The sequence below is a fragment of the Bacillus sp. V5-8f genome, from assembly GCF_002863565.1.
GTDB lineage: Bacteria > Bacillota > Bacilli > Bacillales > DSM-1321 > Peribacillus.
This window is the reverse complement of record NZ_PGUW01000006.1, coordinates 81,853-97,218: the sequence shown is the minus strand read 5'-3', so window position 1 is coordinate 97,218 and position 15,366 is coordinate 81,853. Positions and strand designations below refer to the sequence as shown.

Sequence of the window (15,366 nt, the reverse complement as noted above, 5' to 3'; positions counted from 1 at the left end):
AAAAAAGATATTATGCCAGAAGGGTTTCCTTCCGGTACAATATCTTTTTTCAGAACGAACAGCTTGCATTGTTTTTAATTGACAGCAATTTTTGGGATACGGCCAGGCATTCTTTCATGCTGATTTCTTGCTCAAAGGAGAATTCATAAATATCTTGAACCTTTTTTGCAAGCAGTTGTACGTCATCGATATCACTAACCGCCATTATACAATCAGCAATTTCGGTTTCATACGCTTCTTTTCCCCAACCAAAAGGATCCCATTCCTGCAATACTTGCACAAGCTCTAAATTCATCTGTTGTCTATCCATGTCGTATATCACCTGTATTAGTTAATTCCATTAATCATGTTATCATTATTATAGTATCATTATCTAAAAAAATAAAATGGCGGTGATCATGTGGACAGCAATTTTTTTGAAACACTGATCGAAAGAAGAAACACCGGGGCGGTCAAATGGGATTACACCGGGGAGGTTTTTGGCGAGAAAGAACTATTGCCAATGTGGGTGGCAGATATGGACTTCCCATCCCCTGAACCGGTCCAGAAAGCATTGACCGAAAGGATCCAGCATCCAGTTTTCGGGTATACAGGACCGCCCTCGGGCATTTACGATTCCATTAAAGGCTGGATGAAAAAAAGGCAGGATTGGGATGTAAAAAAGCAATGGATCATGTTTAGCCCGGGAGTGGTTTCGTCGCTGGCAACAGCAATACAGGCACTTACCAATCCCGGCGATAAAGTGATGCTACAATCTCCGGTCTATACTCCGTTTTTCGATATGATCAGAAAAAATGACCGGGAAGTAGTTAACAGCCAATTATCGCTTACTGAAAATCGATTCACCATTGACTTTTCTGATTTCGAAGACAAGTTAAAAAATGGAGTTAAACTATTTTTATTGTGCAATCCGCATAATCCAGGTGGGCGGATCTGGACCAAGGAAGAGCTGACGCATTTAGGGGAGCTTTGCCACAAATATGGGGTAACCATTATTTCTGATGAAATTCATGCCGACCTGTATTTGCCTCCATTTAATCACGTCCCGATTGCATCGCTTGACGAACGGTTCGCAAAACAGACGGTGACACTTATAGCACCAAGCAAAACGTTTAATATTGCCGGTTTGCAATCTTCGGTTATCATTACTGAGAATCCGGAATACCGTGCAAAATTAAAAGCTGTCCAGGAGCGCAACGCATTCCATGGATTAAACCTTTTTGCCATGACAGCGATGGATGCAGCTTATCGCGAAGGCGGAGAGTGGCTCACCCAGTTGTTATCGTACATAAAACAAAATGTTGAAATCACGATTGAATTTATCGGCCGGGAATTACCCGACATATCCTGTATGTACCCAGAGGCTTCTTATTTGATTTGGTTGGATTGTCGAAAGCTGGGAATGTCAGATGAAGAGTTGAGGAAGTCGCTGATTCAAAAAGGAAAGCTCGCTCTTGAACCGGGTCCTAAATACGGGCCAGGCGGCGAGGGATTTGTGAGGATGAATATTGGCTGCCCGCGTTCTGTTCTAATGGATGGCTTACAAAGGCTGAAGAAATCATTCCAATGACAAGCATGCGGAGAAACCAGAGTCAGGGTTTCTCCGCGTTTTTCATTCGTCATCTTCTACATAAGGATCATGTTCGTAAGCGGGCAAATCCCCAAATACCGTCATGATGCCTTCTTCATCAAGCATTTTCTCGTATTTTTTATGAGTTGGATAAATGGTGATGTTCTTACCTTCAATATCGACTCCCACAAAGTTTTCATAATCCTCAACATAGCCGATTCCTTCTTCAGATTCTTCATACCAATCATTACGATGGTCTTTCGGAACAATGAAGTCAGAAGGCGAACTGGATGTTCCGTAGCTGGCTACATCCTGCCAGATATCTTCGGCGTCCGTTACAACATTTTCGTCTTGATGGTCCAATTCAAATTTTCCAAACGGCGGCATAAGAACCCCTTCTTCAACTGGCCGGTCATGAGATGTTTCCTGCGCCTCTGAATGTTTAATACAATAGAGGGTGGTGGGAAGCACTTCTAGACGCTCAAAAGGGATATCTTGCCCGCATATTTTACATTTTCCATATTCCCCTAGCTGTATGGCTGCAAGTGCTTTATCGATTTCCCTTATCTCATTTCGGTAATGCTCTAGAAGCGCAAGGTCCTTTTCCCTTTCAAATAATTCCGTTCCCTCATCGCCAGGATGGTTGTCATAAGCCGATAATTCAAATGATGAGTCTCGCAGAAGGCTTTGTTTTAAATTTAAATCACTGGACTCATGCAATCGACATTTTAGGTCATCACTGGATTGTTGCAATTGTTGTTTAAATGTTTGTATCTGTTGTTCTGAAAGCATATGCTACAATCCCTTCGCATGTATTGCCTATAGTATTTTCCATCTTGTACTCGGGTATTGTAGGTATTTTCTTCCCTGTCGAATGCCCGTGGTTGGTGTAATGAATACCAAAGCAATGCCAGGAACAACATAATGATATCGTCAGGTAAAAAGGTCGTTTTAATTATTAATATATTTCTCAAATACAAATCCAAAGTCTTTTATATGATACTTCTCCCGGCTTTCCATCAGCCACTTGAAGGCAGCTTCATTAATTTGTTTAAAAGTATCCACAAGGTGTGTTTCAGGGGAAGTCACCCGGCTTAAAGTAAGGGAAGATAGATCCAGGCTCCTTTGAGCAAATTGAAGCGAATATTCATTTTCATGACAAATTTCCGCTATTTTTATTAACGCCTTATAAAGATCCTTTAGCTCCTCAATAAATTTTTTATGTACATCTATGGAAAACGGTACAGATCCTATAACATATTTTATTTCCACGTCCAAATCCACTGTACCTGCCGTTTCCAGGGACACCTCCGAAATGTTGTGCTCGCTGTAGCTGTATCGACGTAACGTTCGTTTTTTGCTTACTGCACTGGTCCCATCTAAATGAATCAATGCCTTGTTGGTGAAGCAGTACTCATCCGTTTTGGACTTAATCAAAAAGAAAATTTTTTCTCCATCCTCGTGCATCACATAGTCATCTGCATCGACCTTATCATAATCGGCAGGCTTGATAACGCTTCCTACATCGCTTAAACCAAGCATGTCAGCAGCTACTTTTTTAAACATCTAACCACCCTCTCCTTCATACTCCAATAAACATTTTCCATTAGATGGAATTTTACCGATAGAAATTTGGTAGCATTTTATGCGATCTTTTCTAGCCTTTCCATTTTATTATAGATGGTATAGTGTAAAGGAAACTTACCAAAGTCTCATTCACGATCCAAAAAAAAATTTACAAAATGCCTCTCTCTCTTTCGTTTGTCCTGATCGGTTTTTTTATATGGTTACGGAAAATATCACAACACTTTTAGGGGCCTGGCAATACCCGAACCAGCAGAATGGTTGGCAGCTGGTACACATCAGCAGGATCAGCTCATGGTTGCTTCTGGTGATTGTTAGTTTTCTGGTGGTAGCAATACTAAAGCATGTGAAAAAGCAGGAATCAAGAAAAGATATTGATCCCGGCCACACGTTATAATCAGAAAAAAGGGCAAAAAAGGCCTAAGAAAATTCACAGCCTCTTCATTTCTTTATCATGGTGAGCCCGGTTTCTCCTTGTGACTTCCTCTTCTAGTTCCTTCGTTTTTAGGGCTTCTTTTCGGGAGTATCTTATGATGAATCTCATCGTAAATATTGCAGCAATTAAAAAGATAACGGAGGTAATCGCAGCGGGGATATATTCACTTTTATCTTCCGGAAAATAGAGAAAAAGCCCAAGTATACCATTGTAAAGAAAGTCCATCTCTTACATCCTTTCTACTGTACGCTGTCCTTATATGTAATTATATCAGACAATGAACTCCTTCCTCTAGCACACTCTCAATTTTCCTGCGGTTCGTTCTCCTTGCTCTCGAAAAATAAATGAAGAAACAGGCTGTCCTTATCTTCAAAAAATTGTTCCATGAGCCTATGATGATTTGTTCCCTCTAAAGCTGATTCGCCTACCAGAGTCTTTGTCAGTTCAAATATTCTTGGTCCCGGATAAACCATTAAGAACGGGAATTGTTCTTAGCCAGTTCATTGATTCTCGAAACCACGGCCAGTTGGCACAGCGGGGAGACTTAAAACATAAAAGAAACGGAAGCCTAAAGCTTCCGTCCCTCATTAAAGTACCTTTATTGAATTTATCACAATATCTTCCACCGGTTTATCTCCGTAGCTGGTTTCTGATTCAGCAATTTTATCCACGACATCCATTCCTTCAATGACCTGGCCAAACACGGTGTGCTTATGGTCAAGCCAAGGTGTGCCACCCTTCTCGATATAAGCTGTTATGATTTCGTCCGGGTATCCGGCTTGCTTCATTTGGTCTCCCAGTCTGTTGTCCACATGCTTAGACTGCACAATAAAGAATTGGCTTCCATTTGTGCCCGGACCCGCGTTCGCCATGGATAATGCTCCGCGAAGGTTGAACGCATGCATTGAAAATTCATCTTCGAACGGTGCTCCCCATATGCTTTCTCCGCCCATTCCTGTTCCCTGCGGATCTCCACCCTGAATCATGAAATCCTTAATGACTCGATGAAAAATAACTCCCTCATAATAGCCGTTTTTAGCATGTGTTACAAAATTCTCAACTGTTTTAGGGGCAATCTCAGGGAATAATTTTATTTTGATATCTCCCTGGTTCGTTTCCATTACTACTGCCTGTTCATTTTCAGAGACATCAGCCGTTAATTGGGGATAATTCGACATGTTGATAACCTTCTTTCTTGTCCTGTTATAATTCAATTTCCTTCCTTTAGGACAGGTGTTTTCGTTCTATCTGTCTTCATCTGTCCACTTTACACGATTATTTCCAAAAAATCATCTTTTTAGAAATGTAAGCATATGCGCCAGGATAATCCTTTACATTGTAAAAAAATCAGGCAATTATGTATCATATAAACAGGAAGATTATTTGAAAGGCTGGTGATAGTATGGCAGAAGACAATTTTCAAGTAGGGGATAAAGTAACGGCCATTTATAAGACGGGAAAATATATCGGAGAGTTGACGGATATTCGCCCGAATGCATATCTGGTCAGGGTCCTCGCTGTAGCCAAGCATCCGATGCAGGGCGATCTGCATAATCCTAAACAGACGGATGTAACCATGTTCCATCAACGCCGCGCTCTAGCTTTCAGGGAACAGGCAAACGTGCCGAAGAATATGGTCAAGCATTATGAGGATGAAATCCCTGAATACCAAGCTTCTCTACAGGAAGCAGTGAACACAATGAAACGTAAGCTTGCTGAAGAGGATAAGGAATGGAACAAGATGAGCCTGGAGATGCTGGAGGCACTAGAAGCTGATTATTTCAAATAAAAACTCACACAAAAAGCCAAATCAATTTTCAATGATTTGGCTTTTATAATGCGAGGTTATCAAAAACTTTCGACAAATCGATTCGGTCTCCAATCGTAGTAGGTTCATGGCTTTTCATATAGCTTTTGTCTTTTTCCACCAATTTGAAGATATTAAAGGTGGTAAGTGCATCATCGAGTGCCCGGTGATGCTTTCCGGTTCCTTCCTTGCCATATGCCTGGACTGCTTTCCATAGTCCAGTTTGGTTCTGATCGCCAAAAAAGCGCTTATATTCCATGGATAAATCGACCTGGCTTCCCCTGAATGGAAACGCAATCCCTGCCTTTTGGCAATTTTGGCGGAGCACCTTCATATCCATATTTCCCCAAGTTACTGTAGTGGTAGGATACTGTTGGTCGTATTTCTTCAATAAAGCGACAAGGTCTTCAAATGACATTCCGTTATCGACCTGTTCCTGTGAAATAGATAAGAAATTCTTACAGCGTTCGGAAAGCTTCTTAAACTTAACGGGAGCGACAAACGATGAATACTGATCAATGATTTGATCGCCCATTACCGCCGCAAATCCCACTTCAATGATTTCCGGATAAAATCCCTCAGGCTTTAATTTTCCTTCCGGCATGGTAAATTCAAAATCAATAAACAAATATTGCTTTCCAGCCTCCATTTTGTTACCCTCCTTTTCATGTTATTTATTTTACAGGCATACCCCATTAAATTTTTCCAAACGGTTCGGAACCAAGCTTTATTCAAACATTATAGCAGAAACTGTCAAACTATTTTTACCTTTTTTACATTTTTCCGTCAATTTCCTATCAGTCTGTGTCAGTAGTTTTTTCCAAAAACTCTTTCTTCCTGAAAACCTTTGGATTATCATGGTGAGGGAAATGGATAACATCGACCTCGGGCAATCTGCCCACTATAAGAATATATATTAGATAGGAAGTTGGCCTATGCGCACGATTCTTGGTTTTCTTTTTACCATCATGCTGGTCCCTGTGCTAATGGTCTTATTCCTTTTTTGTTATCAAGAATGGAACAATGTCCACGCTTTTCATAAGGTGCTTGACGAGAAATTACCTTCCAACAAGATAGAACTGCCTCAAACAAGTTTTATTAAAGCAGCGGATGGCACGGTCGTTTCTGAAATTTCCGGCCCTGAAAAAAGGATCTATCTTCCCGACAAAGAAATCCCCCCATTCTTAAAAGATCTCTTTGTGGCCATTGAAGACAAGCAGTTCTACCGGCATTCAGGGGTTGATGCAGCAGCCATAAGCAGGGCAATGATTGCAAACTCCCGAAGCGGTTCCATTGAACAGGGCGGCAGTACGATCACTCAGCAGCTGGCGCGTAATGTATTTCTAACCCATGAAAAAAGCTATAATAGAAAACTAACGGAGCTTTTGTATTCCTTTCAGCTAGAAAGGACCCTGTCGAAACAACAAATATTAGAGCTTTATATAAATGCAATCTATTATCACAATAGAAACTACGGTATTGAAGCAGCTTCGCGTTTCTATTTTAATAAGCGGACTCAGGAACTTTCAAAAGCACAGCTTGCCTATCTTGCGGCAATCCCGAATAATCCGGAGCTGTATAACCCGTTGAAGCACTTCCATTCTGCCAAGAAACGGCAGGAACGGATCCTGTTGCAAATGGTCCAGGCAAACAAGTTAAGTGCCAAAGAATACGAAAAAATGATCCGGGAACCGATTACATTACATGAAAGCAGACAGGCTGACCTATTTCCCGATTATACCGATTATGTGCAAAGTGAATTGAAAGATCTTATTGCAAATGCTGAAGGATTAACAAAAAAGTTGCAAGACCCTGCTACACGGAGCCAAGCTGCAAAAGAACTTGATAAAAAGGTAGCAAAGGTGCTGGAATCAGGGGTTACGATACATACCGCCCTTGATACACAGATACAGCAACAAGCTAAACGGGCTGTCAAAACAACCCTTTCCGGCACCCAGGTAGAGGGTTCAGCAGTGGTTATACAGCATAATACGCACGAGCTTGTCTCGTTGATTGGGGGAACGAATTATAAAAAAAATTCTTTCAACCGGGCCTATCAAGCATACCGGCAGCCTGGGTCGGCTATTAAGCCGCTTTTGGTCTATGCTCCTTATATCCAGGAAAAAAATGCCAGCATCCTTGAAAGGGTAAGCGGTCAAAGCTACTGCCGGAATGGCTACTGCCCGAAAAATTATGGCGGGGGCATTTATGGTATGGTTACAATCAAGAAGGCCTTTGCCAATTCATATAATACCCCGGCCATTCGCCTTCTAGAAAAGACTGGCATTAAAAAGAGCTTCGGTTATTTGGATTCTTTCAATTTTGTTAAGGTAACTGAAGAAGACCACCGACTTCCATCCGCTGTTGGAGGATTTCAAGTAGGAGTCAGCCCCCTTGAATTAACAGATGCATTTACCAGCTTTCATGAAGGGACGTACCTCCCTGCCCATGCTATTCAAAAGGTAACCAGCAGAGAAGGGAAATTACTATATAAATGGAATGACAAACCAAAAAAGGTATGGAGGCCCGATACCGTGGCTAAAATGCGCCAGCTCCTCCATGAGGTAACCGTGAATGGAACGGCTAAGCGAGCATATTTTCCTGCTGGCTATATCGGCGGCAAGACAGGGACAACCAATGATGTAAAGGATATGTGGTTTGTCGGGTTGACTGATCAATATACAACAGGAGTTTGGGTTGGCAAGGATCATCCTTCAAGCCTTGAATCTATTCAACATGCATATCCCAACCAGGTGATCTGGAAAGAAATAAATCAAAATATAAAATAAAAAATCAGGAGTTTGATTTCATGCAAACTCCCGATTTCTATCACAGCCCTCCATCATTGAACAGAGGCATATGGCTTTGTTTCTTCTTGTCCCTTGACCTTATCGATTTTATCAACAAACATCTGAAATACCTTTTTCTTTTCTTCCAGATCCCTGATCTCTTCCTTCAGCTGATTAAATTTTTGTTCAAAAGGTTTATGGTACAGCTCCCGGATGCTGCGGATAATTTCATCATTCACCGTTGACTGCACCACTTGTTTCGTAATCGAAAATTTATAGGAATACACCTGAAGCTCGCGTTTGACTGATTCGTATTCTTTATCGATTTCCGTTAATAAATCACAAATTTCTTCTCTCCATTCGCCTAGCGACTTCCTGACGTGTTCCTCCATATTTCATTTCTCCTTTTCCATCTTCATCATCCATGCAAGAAAGGCTTTTCTTACCATTCTATCGGAAAAACGTTTCATTTCCTTTTCCATAGAGTTACATATCGACGAAAATAGATTAAAAAGAGATAACAGCAGAAATCTACAAAAGATTTCCGCCTACAAGTCATAGGCAATGATCGTAAGTTTTTATATAAAAGCCCTTCGGTTCTGAATACTCGGCATAATAAATATCCTTAAGCTTAATACCGTCCTTGTTAATGGCTTGCATCAGCCAATCTTTATCCTTGCCAACTTCTTGCAGATTATTTTCGTGCACTCTGCCTTCATTGACTAGCAAAATAGAGGGCTCCTCCACTATATCCTCATCTTGGTATCTAAGCACACTGATTTCCCCGCTGGTTTCCAAAAATACATAATTTACTTCCTTTAATGAAAAAATCCCTTTCTGACGGAGCATTCCACTTAACTGTTCCAGCTCCAGATTTGCTCTTTCCAGTTCCTTGATATTCACCTTTCCCCCTTTTATAAGTACCTGGCTGCTTCCTTTTAACGGGGCTCTTAATTTATCATATTTCATCGTGATTCTTTCAACCGAATAGATCAAGATGCCCCACACTGAAATGGAAAATAGCATTTGGGGAATCGTGTGGTCCTGATGATAGATTGTTTCTTCCACGGTCCCACCCAAAATCAGAGCATAAACAAAATCAAAAGGGGTTACTTGAGACATATGCTTTTTTCCTAGCAGCCGGGTAACAAAAACTAGGGCTGCCAGCCCGATCACAAGCTTTAAAACCATAGATAAATAAATCACGGCCCACTTCCTCCTGCGTTTTTATTCTTAGATGCTTTTCTTTTCCCGATTTTAAGCGGATAGAACCTCATGGAGAAAATTACCCTACTAGCAAAAAAAGAACCCACGGGTGGGTTGTTTTCCATATTACAAGGGCAAGCTTGCAATGATGCTGTTATAAAGCTTAATGGAACAATAGGCTATCACTAAAATCCAGGTAGACCAAACAAAGGTATGAAAGAAGATGAATCCAATAAGCCCTGCTGTTGTCAGGCTAGGGCTGATTTTATACACAAGATAAACAAAGGAAATGACCGTTGTGCCTAAGAAAATGGCACCTATGCCAATCAGCGAGTTTACACTGAGCAATGAGACAGCCCCGCCGACAAAATATATACTCGCCCCCAAGCGGATGTTTTTTAAATCGTTCCCTTCAGAATCCTTTGAGAAAAATAATAGGGCCAGTTCGATAACCGTATCAGAAATTAATTTCAGGGCAGCAAACACCATAAAGCAAACCAAAAACAACACAATCAATAACGAAAGCTTAATACCCGTTTCTGAAAAGAACTCCAGCATTCCATCGAGTAGTCCCATATTCGTAAGCAGTGTCAAGGCTTGCATTTCCCCATACATGGCAAAGGAAAGACTAAAAAGAATGATTGAAATTAGCGGAAAATAGCCAAGAAGGTAAGTGTTTTTCATATAAAATCCCCATCTATGTTGAAGTTCTCTTCCATTATGCAGAATGATGAGTTGTTCGACAATGGGGTTTTGCAGGTATTCTCACAGGAGAAAATAAAACAGGACTGAATTTCTTCAGTCCAAGTTTAGAGAAGGTGTATATACTTTGATATATTCCCTTGCCCCGAACCTCCATTCCTTTGGCAGAGTCTCAGCTTGGACCTCATAAAGAAATGGATCGTCATTTAGTGAATTAGGGAAAGGTTCGTAGATGCTAAATTTTATGTGATCTCGTTTCATCTGTTGCTGGAGAAACCAGGCTCCCAGAAATAAAGTCAAAAATATTGAGAACGAAATGATCGCTTTACGGTATAACATGTTTTCACCCTCCAAAATTTATTATTGGGGAAAAAGTGAAAACACATTCAAAAAAAATTTTTTCTCTTATTTTCTCTAGGTTTCTACCTATTTAATAGCAGGGCCCGATTGTTCTTGTAACGGCATGCCCATATAATGCACGGTCATTATAATTAGTCTATAATCGATTACAAGCTGATTTCTTCCCTAGCAAGAGTTGGGTTAAAACTTTAACCAGATAAATAGTAAGCATTATATTTACATAACATAAGGGATATTTTAAAGTTTATCTCCTGTATCCAGTTTAGAGAGGATGATCGTATGTCTTTACTCCATTGGGCCATTCTGTCGCCCTTTATAATGGCAATTTTTATACCGCCATTGTACAAGCAACTGCCCAGAATTCACACAGGCTGGTTTGTTTTTGTCTTGCCAGTGGTTCTGTTTATTTATTTCCTTGGATATTTGCCTTTGGTCAGGGGCGGAGTGTATGTATCCGAAAGCCTTGCTTGGATTCCTTCTTTAGGCATTAATTTCGATGTGTATCTGGATGGACTCAGCCTCTTGTTTGCTCTTCTGATTACAGGAATCGGGGCACTGGTAATGCTGTATTCAGTGTATTATTTGAATAAGGGTAAAGAAAAACTACATACCTTCTATGTATATCTGCTCTTGTTCATGGGATCCATGCTAGGTTTAGTATTGTCGGATAACTTGATCTTGCTATATATGTTTTGGGAGTTTACAAGCTTATCTTCTTTCCTCCTCATTGGGTACTGGTACCATCGGGAAAGGTCCCGGTATGGTGCTCAAAAGTCACTGCTAATCACCGTTCTTGGCGGTCTTAGTATGCTTGGCGGTTTTGTTCTTTTATCCTTTATAGGAGACACATACAGTATCCGGGAACTAATCGGACAAAACTTGGTTGAAGATCCGTTGTTTATTGCGTCTTTATTACTTGTCTTGCTTGGCGCCTTTTCGAAATCAGCCCAATTCCCTTTTCACATATGGCTGCCGGACGCAATGGAAGCACCCACTCCGGTCAGCGCATATCTTCATTCAGCCACAATGGTTAAAGCCGGTATTTATCTTGTCGCGAGATTAAGCCCCGTTTTCGCTGAATCATCATTATGGTTTTGGCTCACTGCCAGTACCGGGATCGTGACCTTAATTTGGGGTTCTTACTCAGCAGTAAAACAAACAGACTTAAAGGCCATACTTGCCTATTCCACGATAAGCCAGCTGGGGATGATCATGGCAATGCTAGGGGCGGGAGCTGCCGCACTCCATTACAACACCCTGGGGGAAAACATTTATTTAGCGGCAACGGTTGCAGCCGTATTCCATCTTATTAATCACGCTACTTTTAAGGGAAGTCTCTTTATGGCTGCAGGGATCATCGATCATGAAACGGGGACACGGGATATCCGCAGGCTCGGCGGTTTGATGAACTTTATGCCTATCACATTTACCATCACGACGATTGGCGCTTTCTCAATGGCTGGACTGCCTCCTTTTAACGGTTTCCTAAGCAAGGAAATGTTTTTTACAAGCATGGTCCGTATTTCCAAAATGGATTTTTTCAGTTTAGAAACATGGGGCGTTGTATTTCCTGTAGTAGCCTGGTTGGGAAGTATCTTTACATTTGTTTATAGCATGATTATCGCCTTTAAACCATTTAGGGGAAAATATAAGCCTGAACAACTAGAGAAAAAACCGCACGAAGCACCGCTAGGCATGCTTATTCCCCCCATTATCCTTGCTTCGCTGGTCATTATTTTGGGTATCTTCCCGAACATTTTGGCTCCTGCGATAATCGAACCTGCCGTAGCTGCTATCCAGACAGGATTATCACAGACGGAATTCCAGGTCCATATCGCCCACTGGCATGGCCTTACAATCGAGCTTTTTATGACGATAGGTGTAATCCTCCTGGGTTGCCTTTTGTATCTTACATGGGATAGATGGAAACATGTATATCATGTCGTTCCTGGAAAACTGTCCTTAAACAGGATGTATGATGCCCTTCTTTTTGGTTTGGAAAGAGGCTCGATTGGTCTTGTGAAGTTGTTTATGACCGGTTATATCCGGACATATCTTGTTTATATTTTTCTATTTTTCATCGTTTCTTTGGGATTCACACTATGGTGGAAGGATGCATTTGCGCTGGATTTGTCGAATACGGCTCCGGTGAGGCTTTATGAAGTTATTATTGCCGTGATCATTTCCATTGGCGCTATCGTCATCCTGTTTGCAAAATCCAGACTGACCTCGATCATTATCCTTGGTGCTGTCGGTTATATGGTATCACTCTTCTTTGTTTTGTTCCGGGCCCCTGATCTTGCACTTACACAGCTCGTGATCGAAACAATTTCCGTTGCCCTGTTTTTACTATGCTTTTACCATCTACCAAAGCTTTCAAGCAGAAAAGAGGAACGGTTAGTATTCAGGCTTAATAACGCATTAATCTCAATTGGTGTTGGCGTAATTGTTACATTGATCGCACTTTCCGCACACAGCAACAAGTTTTTTGAAACGATTTCATCCTATTATGTTGAAAACGCCTATAAGGAAGCGGGAGGAAAGAATATAGTAAATGTAATTCTTGTGGACTTCCGGGGCCTTGATACGATGTTTGAAATCACCGTTTTAGGAATTGCAGCTTTGGGCATCTTTGCATTGATTAAGTTACGACTGGCAAAGGGGGCCTTAAAGGATGAAAACAAATGATATTATACTTCAAACGGTCGCTAAAGTGGCCTCACTGGTCATTATCCTCTTTTCCATTTATATCTTTTTCGGCGGGCATTATTCCCCTGGCGGTGGATTTGTTGGCGGCCTTCTAGCAGCGGGGGCGATTGTATTGCTGCTTTTGGCATACGATTTAAAAACAGTGTCGAATATCCTTCCTGTTGATTATAAGCTGGTTACTGCCGCCGGCCTGCTGATTTCTTCAGTAACCGTGTCCGGTGCTTTGTTTTTTGGTGCCCCGCTGATGACTCATGCTTATAAATACTTTGATCTGCCGCTATTAGGGCATACCGCCTTACATACCGCCGTTCTTTTTGATTTAGGGGTATACCTTGTGGTTGTTGGCATTACGATGACCATTATTCAAACGATAGGAGAGAGTGAATAATGGAAATATTAATGGCTGTTGTCATAGGAATTTTATTTATGAGTGCAACGTATTTAATGCTCTCGAAAAGCATTTTACGAATCATTATTGGTACCGGACTTTTAAGCCATGGTGCGCATTTGCTAATTCTTACAATGGGCGGTTTAAAAAGGGGGGCTGTTCCGCTATTGGGCGAAAACGCACAGTCCTATGTTGATCCCTTGCCACAAGCGCTTATCTTAACAGCGATCGTAATCAGTTTTGGGGTCACATCTCTGTTTCTTGTTGTAGCCTACAGGACATACCAAGAACTCGGGACGGACAATATGGACAAATTGAGGGGTAAGGAATCTGATGAATAACTTTGTTTTTTTGCCTGTTCTTCTTCCACTCTTGACGGGCATCATCTTAATTTTCTTTTCTAACCATATCAAGATACAACGATTTATTTCCCTGGTTTCATCTGCACTAGGGATTGTGATCTCCTGCCTGCTTATAGGAAAGGTTCATGATCAAGGAATCCTGGCCCTTCAGGTAGGCAGCTGGGAAGCGCCTTTTGGTATTTCCATTGTGGCGGATATGCTTGCCAGTCTGCTCGTTTTGACAACAAACATCATTGGTTTTGCCGTATTAATATACTCCTTTTATTCAATCGGGACTGGGAGGGAAAGGTATTTTTACTATTCCTTCGTGCAATTTCTGCTCGTTGGGGTAAATGGCGCATTTTTAACCGGTGATATTTTTAACCTGTTTGTCTTCTTTGAAGTAATGCTCATGTCTTCTTACGTTTTGTTGGTTTTGGGCGGAACCAAAACCCAGCTGAGGGAATCTCTAAAATACATACTGGTAAATGTCATTTCATCAGCTCTATTTGTTATTGCCGTGGCTTATCTTTATTCAGTCGTAGGAACATTGAATATGGCTCACATAAGTAAAAGAATTGCAGAAGTGGAACAGCCAGGCATCATTACCGTTATCGCTGTATTGTTTTTAATCGTATTTGGGCTGAAGGGCGCGATTTTCCCTTTATTTTACTGGCTTCCTGGATCCTACTACGCACCTCCGATCCCGATCATGGCTTTATTTGGAGCCCTTTTGACCAAGGTTGGCGTGTATTCGATCCTGCGTACATTTAGCCTATTTTTTTACCACGATCAACAGTATACACATGAACTGCTGGAAATTTTGGCTATTTTGACGATTATAGTTGGCACAATCGGTGCAGTTGGCTATTCGGATGTTAAAAAAATCATTATCTATAACATTGTCATTGCAGTTGGAATGATTACTTTCGGGATTTCATTGATGAATGAACAAGGGATATCAGGGGCGATTTATTATACGATACACGACATGATTATAAAGGCGGCCCTGTTCTTCTTAGTTGGAATCATGGCGATGGTTACCGGAACAAATGATTTACGAAAGATGGGCGGGTTAATCCAGGCATTTCCTTATGTTGGCTGGTCCTTCTTCATAGCAGCAATTTCACTCGCAGGAATTCCGCCTTTTTCAGGTTTTGCCGGGAAACTTCTACTGCTTGAGGGTGCTGTTGAAGGAAAGGCGTATATTGGGTTTTCTGTAATTCTGATTTCTAGTTTGCTGATGCTGTACTCCGTTATGAAGATATTCATCCACGGTTTCTGGGGTAAGGCTCGCGCATACAAAGATGCTGAAGCTATTCCAGTTTCCAGGCTTGCGATCCCTGCTGCATTCCTTGTGATTATTTCCATTGCGCTTGGATTGGGAACTGAGGCTGTTTATCCATACATCTCCCAGGCAACAGAACCGCTAATCGATCCAGCGATATATATTAATGCGGTGTTAAAGGAGTGA

17 protein-coding genes and 1 pseudogene are annotated in these 15,366 nt (G+C 41.3%); 8 read left to right on the top strand and 10 right to left on the bottom strand.

Going from position 1 to position 15,366, the window contains the following annotated elements:
• Window positions 1-49: 49 nt before the first annotated feature.
• On the bottom strand, window positions 50-310 hold the full coding sequence (locus tag CUU64_RS10510; RefSeq protein ID WP_101633579.1) for a DUF1871 family protein: 261 nt from the start codon (window positions 308-310) through the stop codon (window positions 50-52).
• Window positions 311-400: 90 nt separating this feature from the next.
• Here CUU64_RS10510 and CUU64_RS10505 point away from each other — a divergent pair, with 90 nt between their 5' ends.
• On the top strand, window positions 401-1,570 hold the full coding sequence (locus tag CUU64_RS10505) for a MalY/PatB family protein (RefSeq protein WP_101633578.1): 1,170 nt from the start codon (window positions 401-403) through the stop codon (window positions 1,568-1,570).
• Window positions 1,571-1,612: 42 nt separating this feature from the next.
• Here the strand turns inward: CUU64_RS10505 and CUU64_RS10500 are convergent, their stop codons facing one another.
• Together CUU64_RS10500 and CUU64_RS10495 are read right to left on the bottom strand one after the other, a co-directional pair.
• Window positions 1,613-2,362 carry a TraR/DksA C4-type zinc finger protein gene (locus tag CUU64_RS10500; RefSeq protein ID WP_101633577.1) on the bottom strand — a complete coding sequence of 250 codons (750 nt, stop codon included), beginning with the start codon at window positions 2,360-2,362 and terminating at the stop codon, window positions 1,613-1,615.
• A 159-nt stretch (window positions 2,363-2,521) separates the two neighbouring features.
• Window positions 2,522-3,136 carry a PH domain-containing protein gene (locus tag CUU64_RS10495; protein ID WP_101633576.1) on the bottom strand — a complete coding sequence of 205 codons (615 nt, stop codon included), beginning with the start codon at window positions 3,134-3,136 and terminating at the stop codon, window positions 2,522-2,524.
• A gap of 137 nt (window positions 3,137-3,273) precedes the next feature.
• Between CUU64_RS10495 and CUU64_RS10490 the strand changes: the two are divergent.
• Window positions 3,274-3,551 (top strand): annotated as a pseudogene (locus tag CUU64_RS10490) (DUF817 family protein); the annotation flags it as partial.
• Window positions 3,552-3,584: 33 nt separating this feature from the next.
• On the opposite strand, the gene CUU64_RS10485 reads toward CUU64_RS10490, so the two are convergent.
• Both CUU64_RS10485 and CUU64_RS10480 read right to left on the bottom strand, forming a co-directional pair.
• A complete protein-coding gene (locus CUU64_RS10485) occupies window positions 3,585-3,815 on the bottom strand; it encodes a hypothetical protein (protein WP_101633575.1) in 231 nt (76 codons plus the stop codon).
• Window positions 3,816-4,177: 362 nt separating this feature from the next.
• Window positions 4,178-4,768: a peptidylprolyl isomerase gene (locus tag CUU64_RS10480; RefSeq protein WP_101633574.1), complete on the bottom strand. Its 591-nt coding sequence runs from the start codon at window positions 4,766-4,768 to the stop codon at window positions 4,178-4,180.
• Window positions 4,769-4,992: 224 nt separating this feature from the next.
• Here CUU64_RS10480 and kapB point away from each other — a divergent pair, with 224 nt between their 5' ends.
• The gene (gene kapB / locus CUU64_RS10475; protein WP_101633573.1) at window positions 4,993-5,379 is read left to right on the top strand and encodes a kinase-associated lipoprotein KapB; all 387 of its coding nucleotides are present in this window, start codon (window positions 4,993-4,995) and stop codon (window positions 5,377-5,379) included.
• A 43-nt stretch (window positions 5,380-5,422) separates the two neighbouring features.
• Here kapB and kapD read toward each other — a convergent pair whose 3' ends face one another.
• Window positions 5,423-6,046, bottom strand: coding sequence for a 3'-5' exonuclease KapD (kapD, locus tag CUU64_RS10470; protein ID WP_101633572.1), 624 nt, complete (start codon window positions 6,044-6,046; stop codon window positions 5,423-5,425).
• Window positions 6,047-6,332: 286 nt separating this feature from the next.
• On the opposite strand from kapD, the gene CUU64_RS10465 reads away from it, so the two are divergent.
• Window positions 6,333-8,186 (top strand): transglycosylase domain-containing protein, encoded by a 1,854-nt coding sequence (locus tag CUU64_RS10465; RefSeq protein WP_101633571.1) that lies wholly within the window; start codon window positions 6,333-6,335, stop codon window positions 8,184-8,186.
• Between the two features lie 53 nt (window positions 8,187-8,239).
• On the opposite strand, the gene CUU64_RS10460 is transcribed toward CUU64_RS10465, so the two are convergent.
• The 4 genes from CUU64_RS10460 to CUU64_RS10445 all read right to left on the bottom strand — a co-directional run bounded on the left by CUU64_RS10460 (window position 8,240) and on the right by CUU64_RS10445 (window position 10,433).
• A complete protein-coding gene (locus CUU64_RS10460; RefSeq protein ID WP_101633570.1) occupies window positions 8,240-8,578 on the bottom strand; it encodes a hypothetical protein in 339 nt (112 codons plus the stop codon).
• Between the two features lie 163 nt (window positions 8,579-8,741).
• The gene (locus CUU64_RS10455) at window positions 8,742-9,392 is read right to left on the bottom strand and encodes a DUF421 domain-containing protein (RefSeq protein ID WP_257985481.1); all 651 of its coding nucleotides are present in this window, start codon (window positions 9,390-9,392) and stop codon (window positions 8,742-8,744) included.
• A gap of 126 nt (window positions 9,393-9,518) precedes the next feature.
• Window positions 9,519-10,076 carry a DUF5366 family protein gene (locus CUU64_RS10450; RefSeq protein ID WP_101633569.1) on the bottom strand — a complete coding sequence of 186 codons (558 nt, stop codon included), beginning with the start codon at window positions 10,074-10,076 and terminating at the stop codon, window positions 9,519-9,521.
• Window positions 10,077-10,190: 114 nt separating this feature from the next.
• Entirely contained in the window at window positions 10,191-10,433 is a 243-nt protein-coding gene (locus tag CUU64_RS10445; RefSeq protein WP_101633568.1) for a hypothetical protein, read from the bottom strand.
• Window positions 10,434-10,733: 300 nt separating this feature from the next.
• Here CUU64_RS10445 and CUU64_RS10440 point away from each other — a divergent pair, with 300 nt between their 5' ends.
• The 4 genes from CUU64_RS10440 to CUU64_RS10425 are packed head-to-tail and all read left to right on the top strand — an operon-like array spanning window position 10,734 to window position 15,366.
• On the top strand, window positions 10,734-13,142 hold the full coding sequence (locus CUU64_RS10440; protein WP_101633567.1) for a Na+/H+ antiporter subunit A: 2,409 nt from the start codon (window positions 10,734-10,736) through the stop codon (window positions 13,140-13,142).
• Window positions 13,129-13,551: a Na(+)/H(+) antiporter subunit B gene (locus tag CUU64_RS10435; RefSeq protein WP_101633566.1), complete on the top strand. Its 423-nt coding sequence runs from the start codon at window positions 13,129-13,131 to the stop codon at window positions 13,549-13,551. The genes CUU64_RS10440 and CUU64_RS10435 overlap by 14 nt, the downstream gene beginning before the upstream one ends.
• Window positions 13,551-13,892 carry a Na(+)/H(+) antiporter subunit C gene (locus CUU64_RS10430; RefSeq protein ID WP_101633565.1) on the top strand — a complete coding sequence of 114 codons (342 nt, stop codon included), beginning with the start codon at window positions 13,551-13,553 and terminating at the stop codon, window positions 13,890-13,892. Before CUU64_RS10435 ends, CUU64_RS10430 begins: the two co-directional genes overlap by 1 nt.
• Window positions 13,885-15,366, top strand: a complete 1,482-nt coding sequence (locus tag CUU64_RS10425) for a Na+/H+ antiporter subunit D (protein ID WP_101633564.1) — start codon at window positions 13,885-13,887, stop codon at window positions 15,364-15,366. Before CUU64_RS10430 ends, CUU64_RS10425 begins: the two co-directional genes overlap by 8 nt.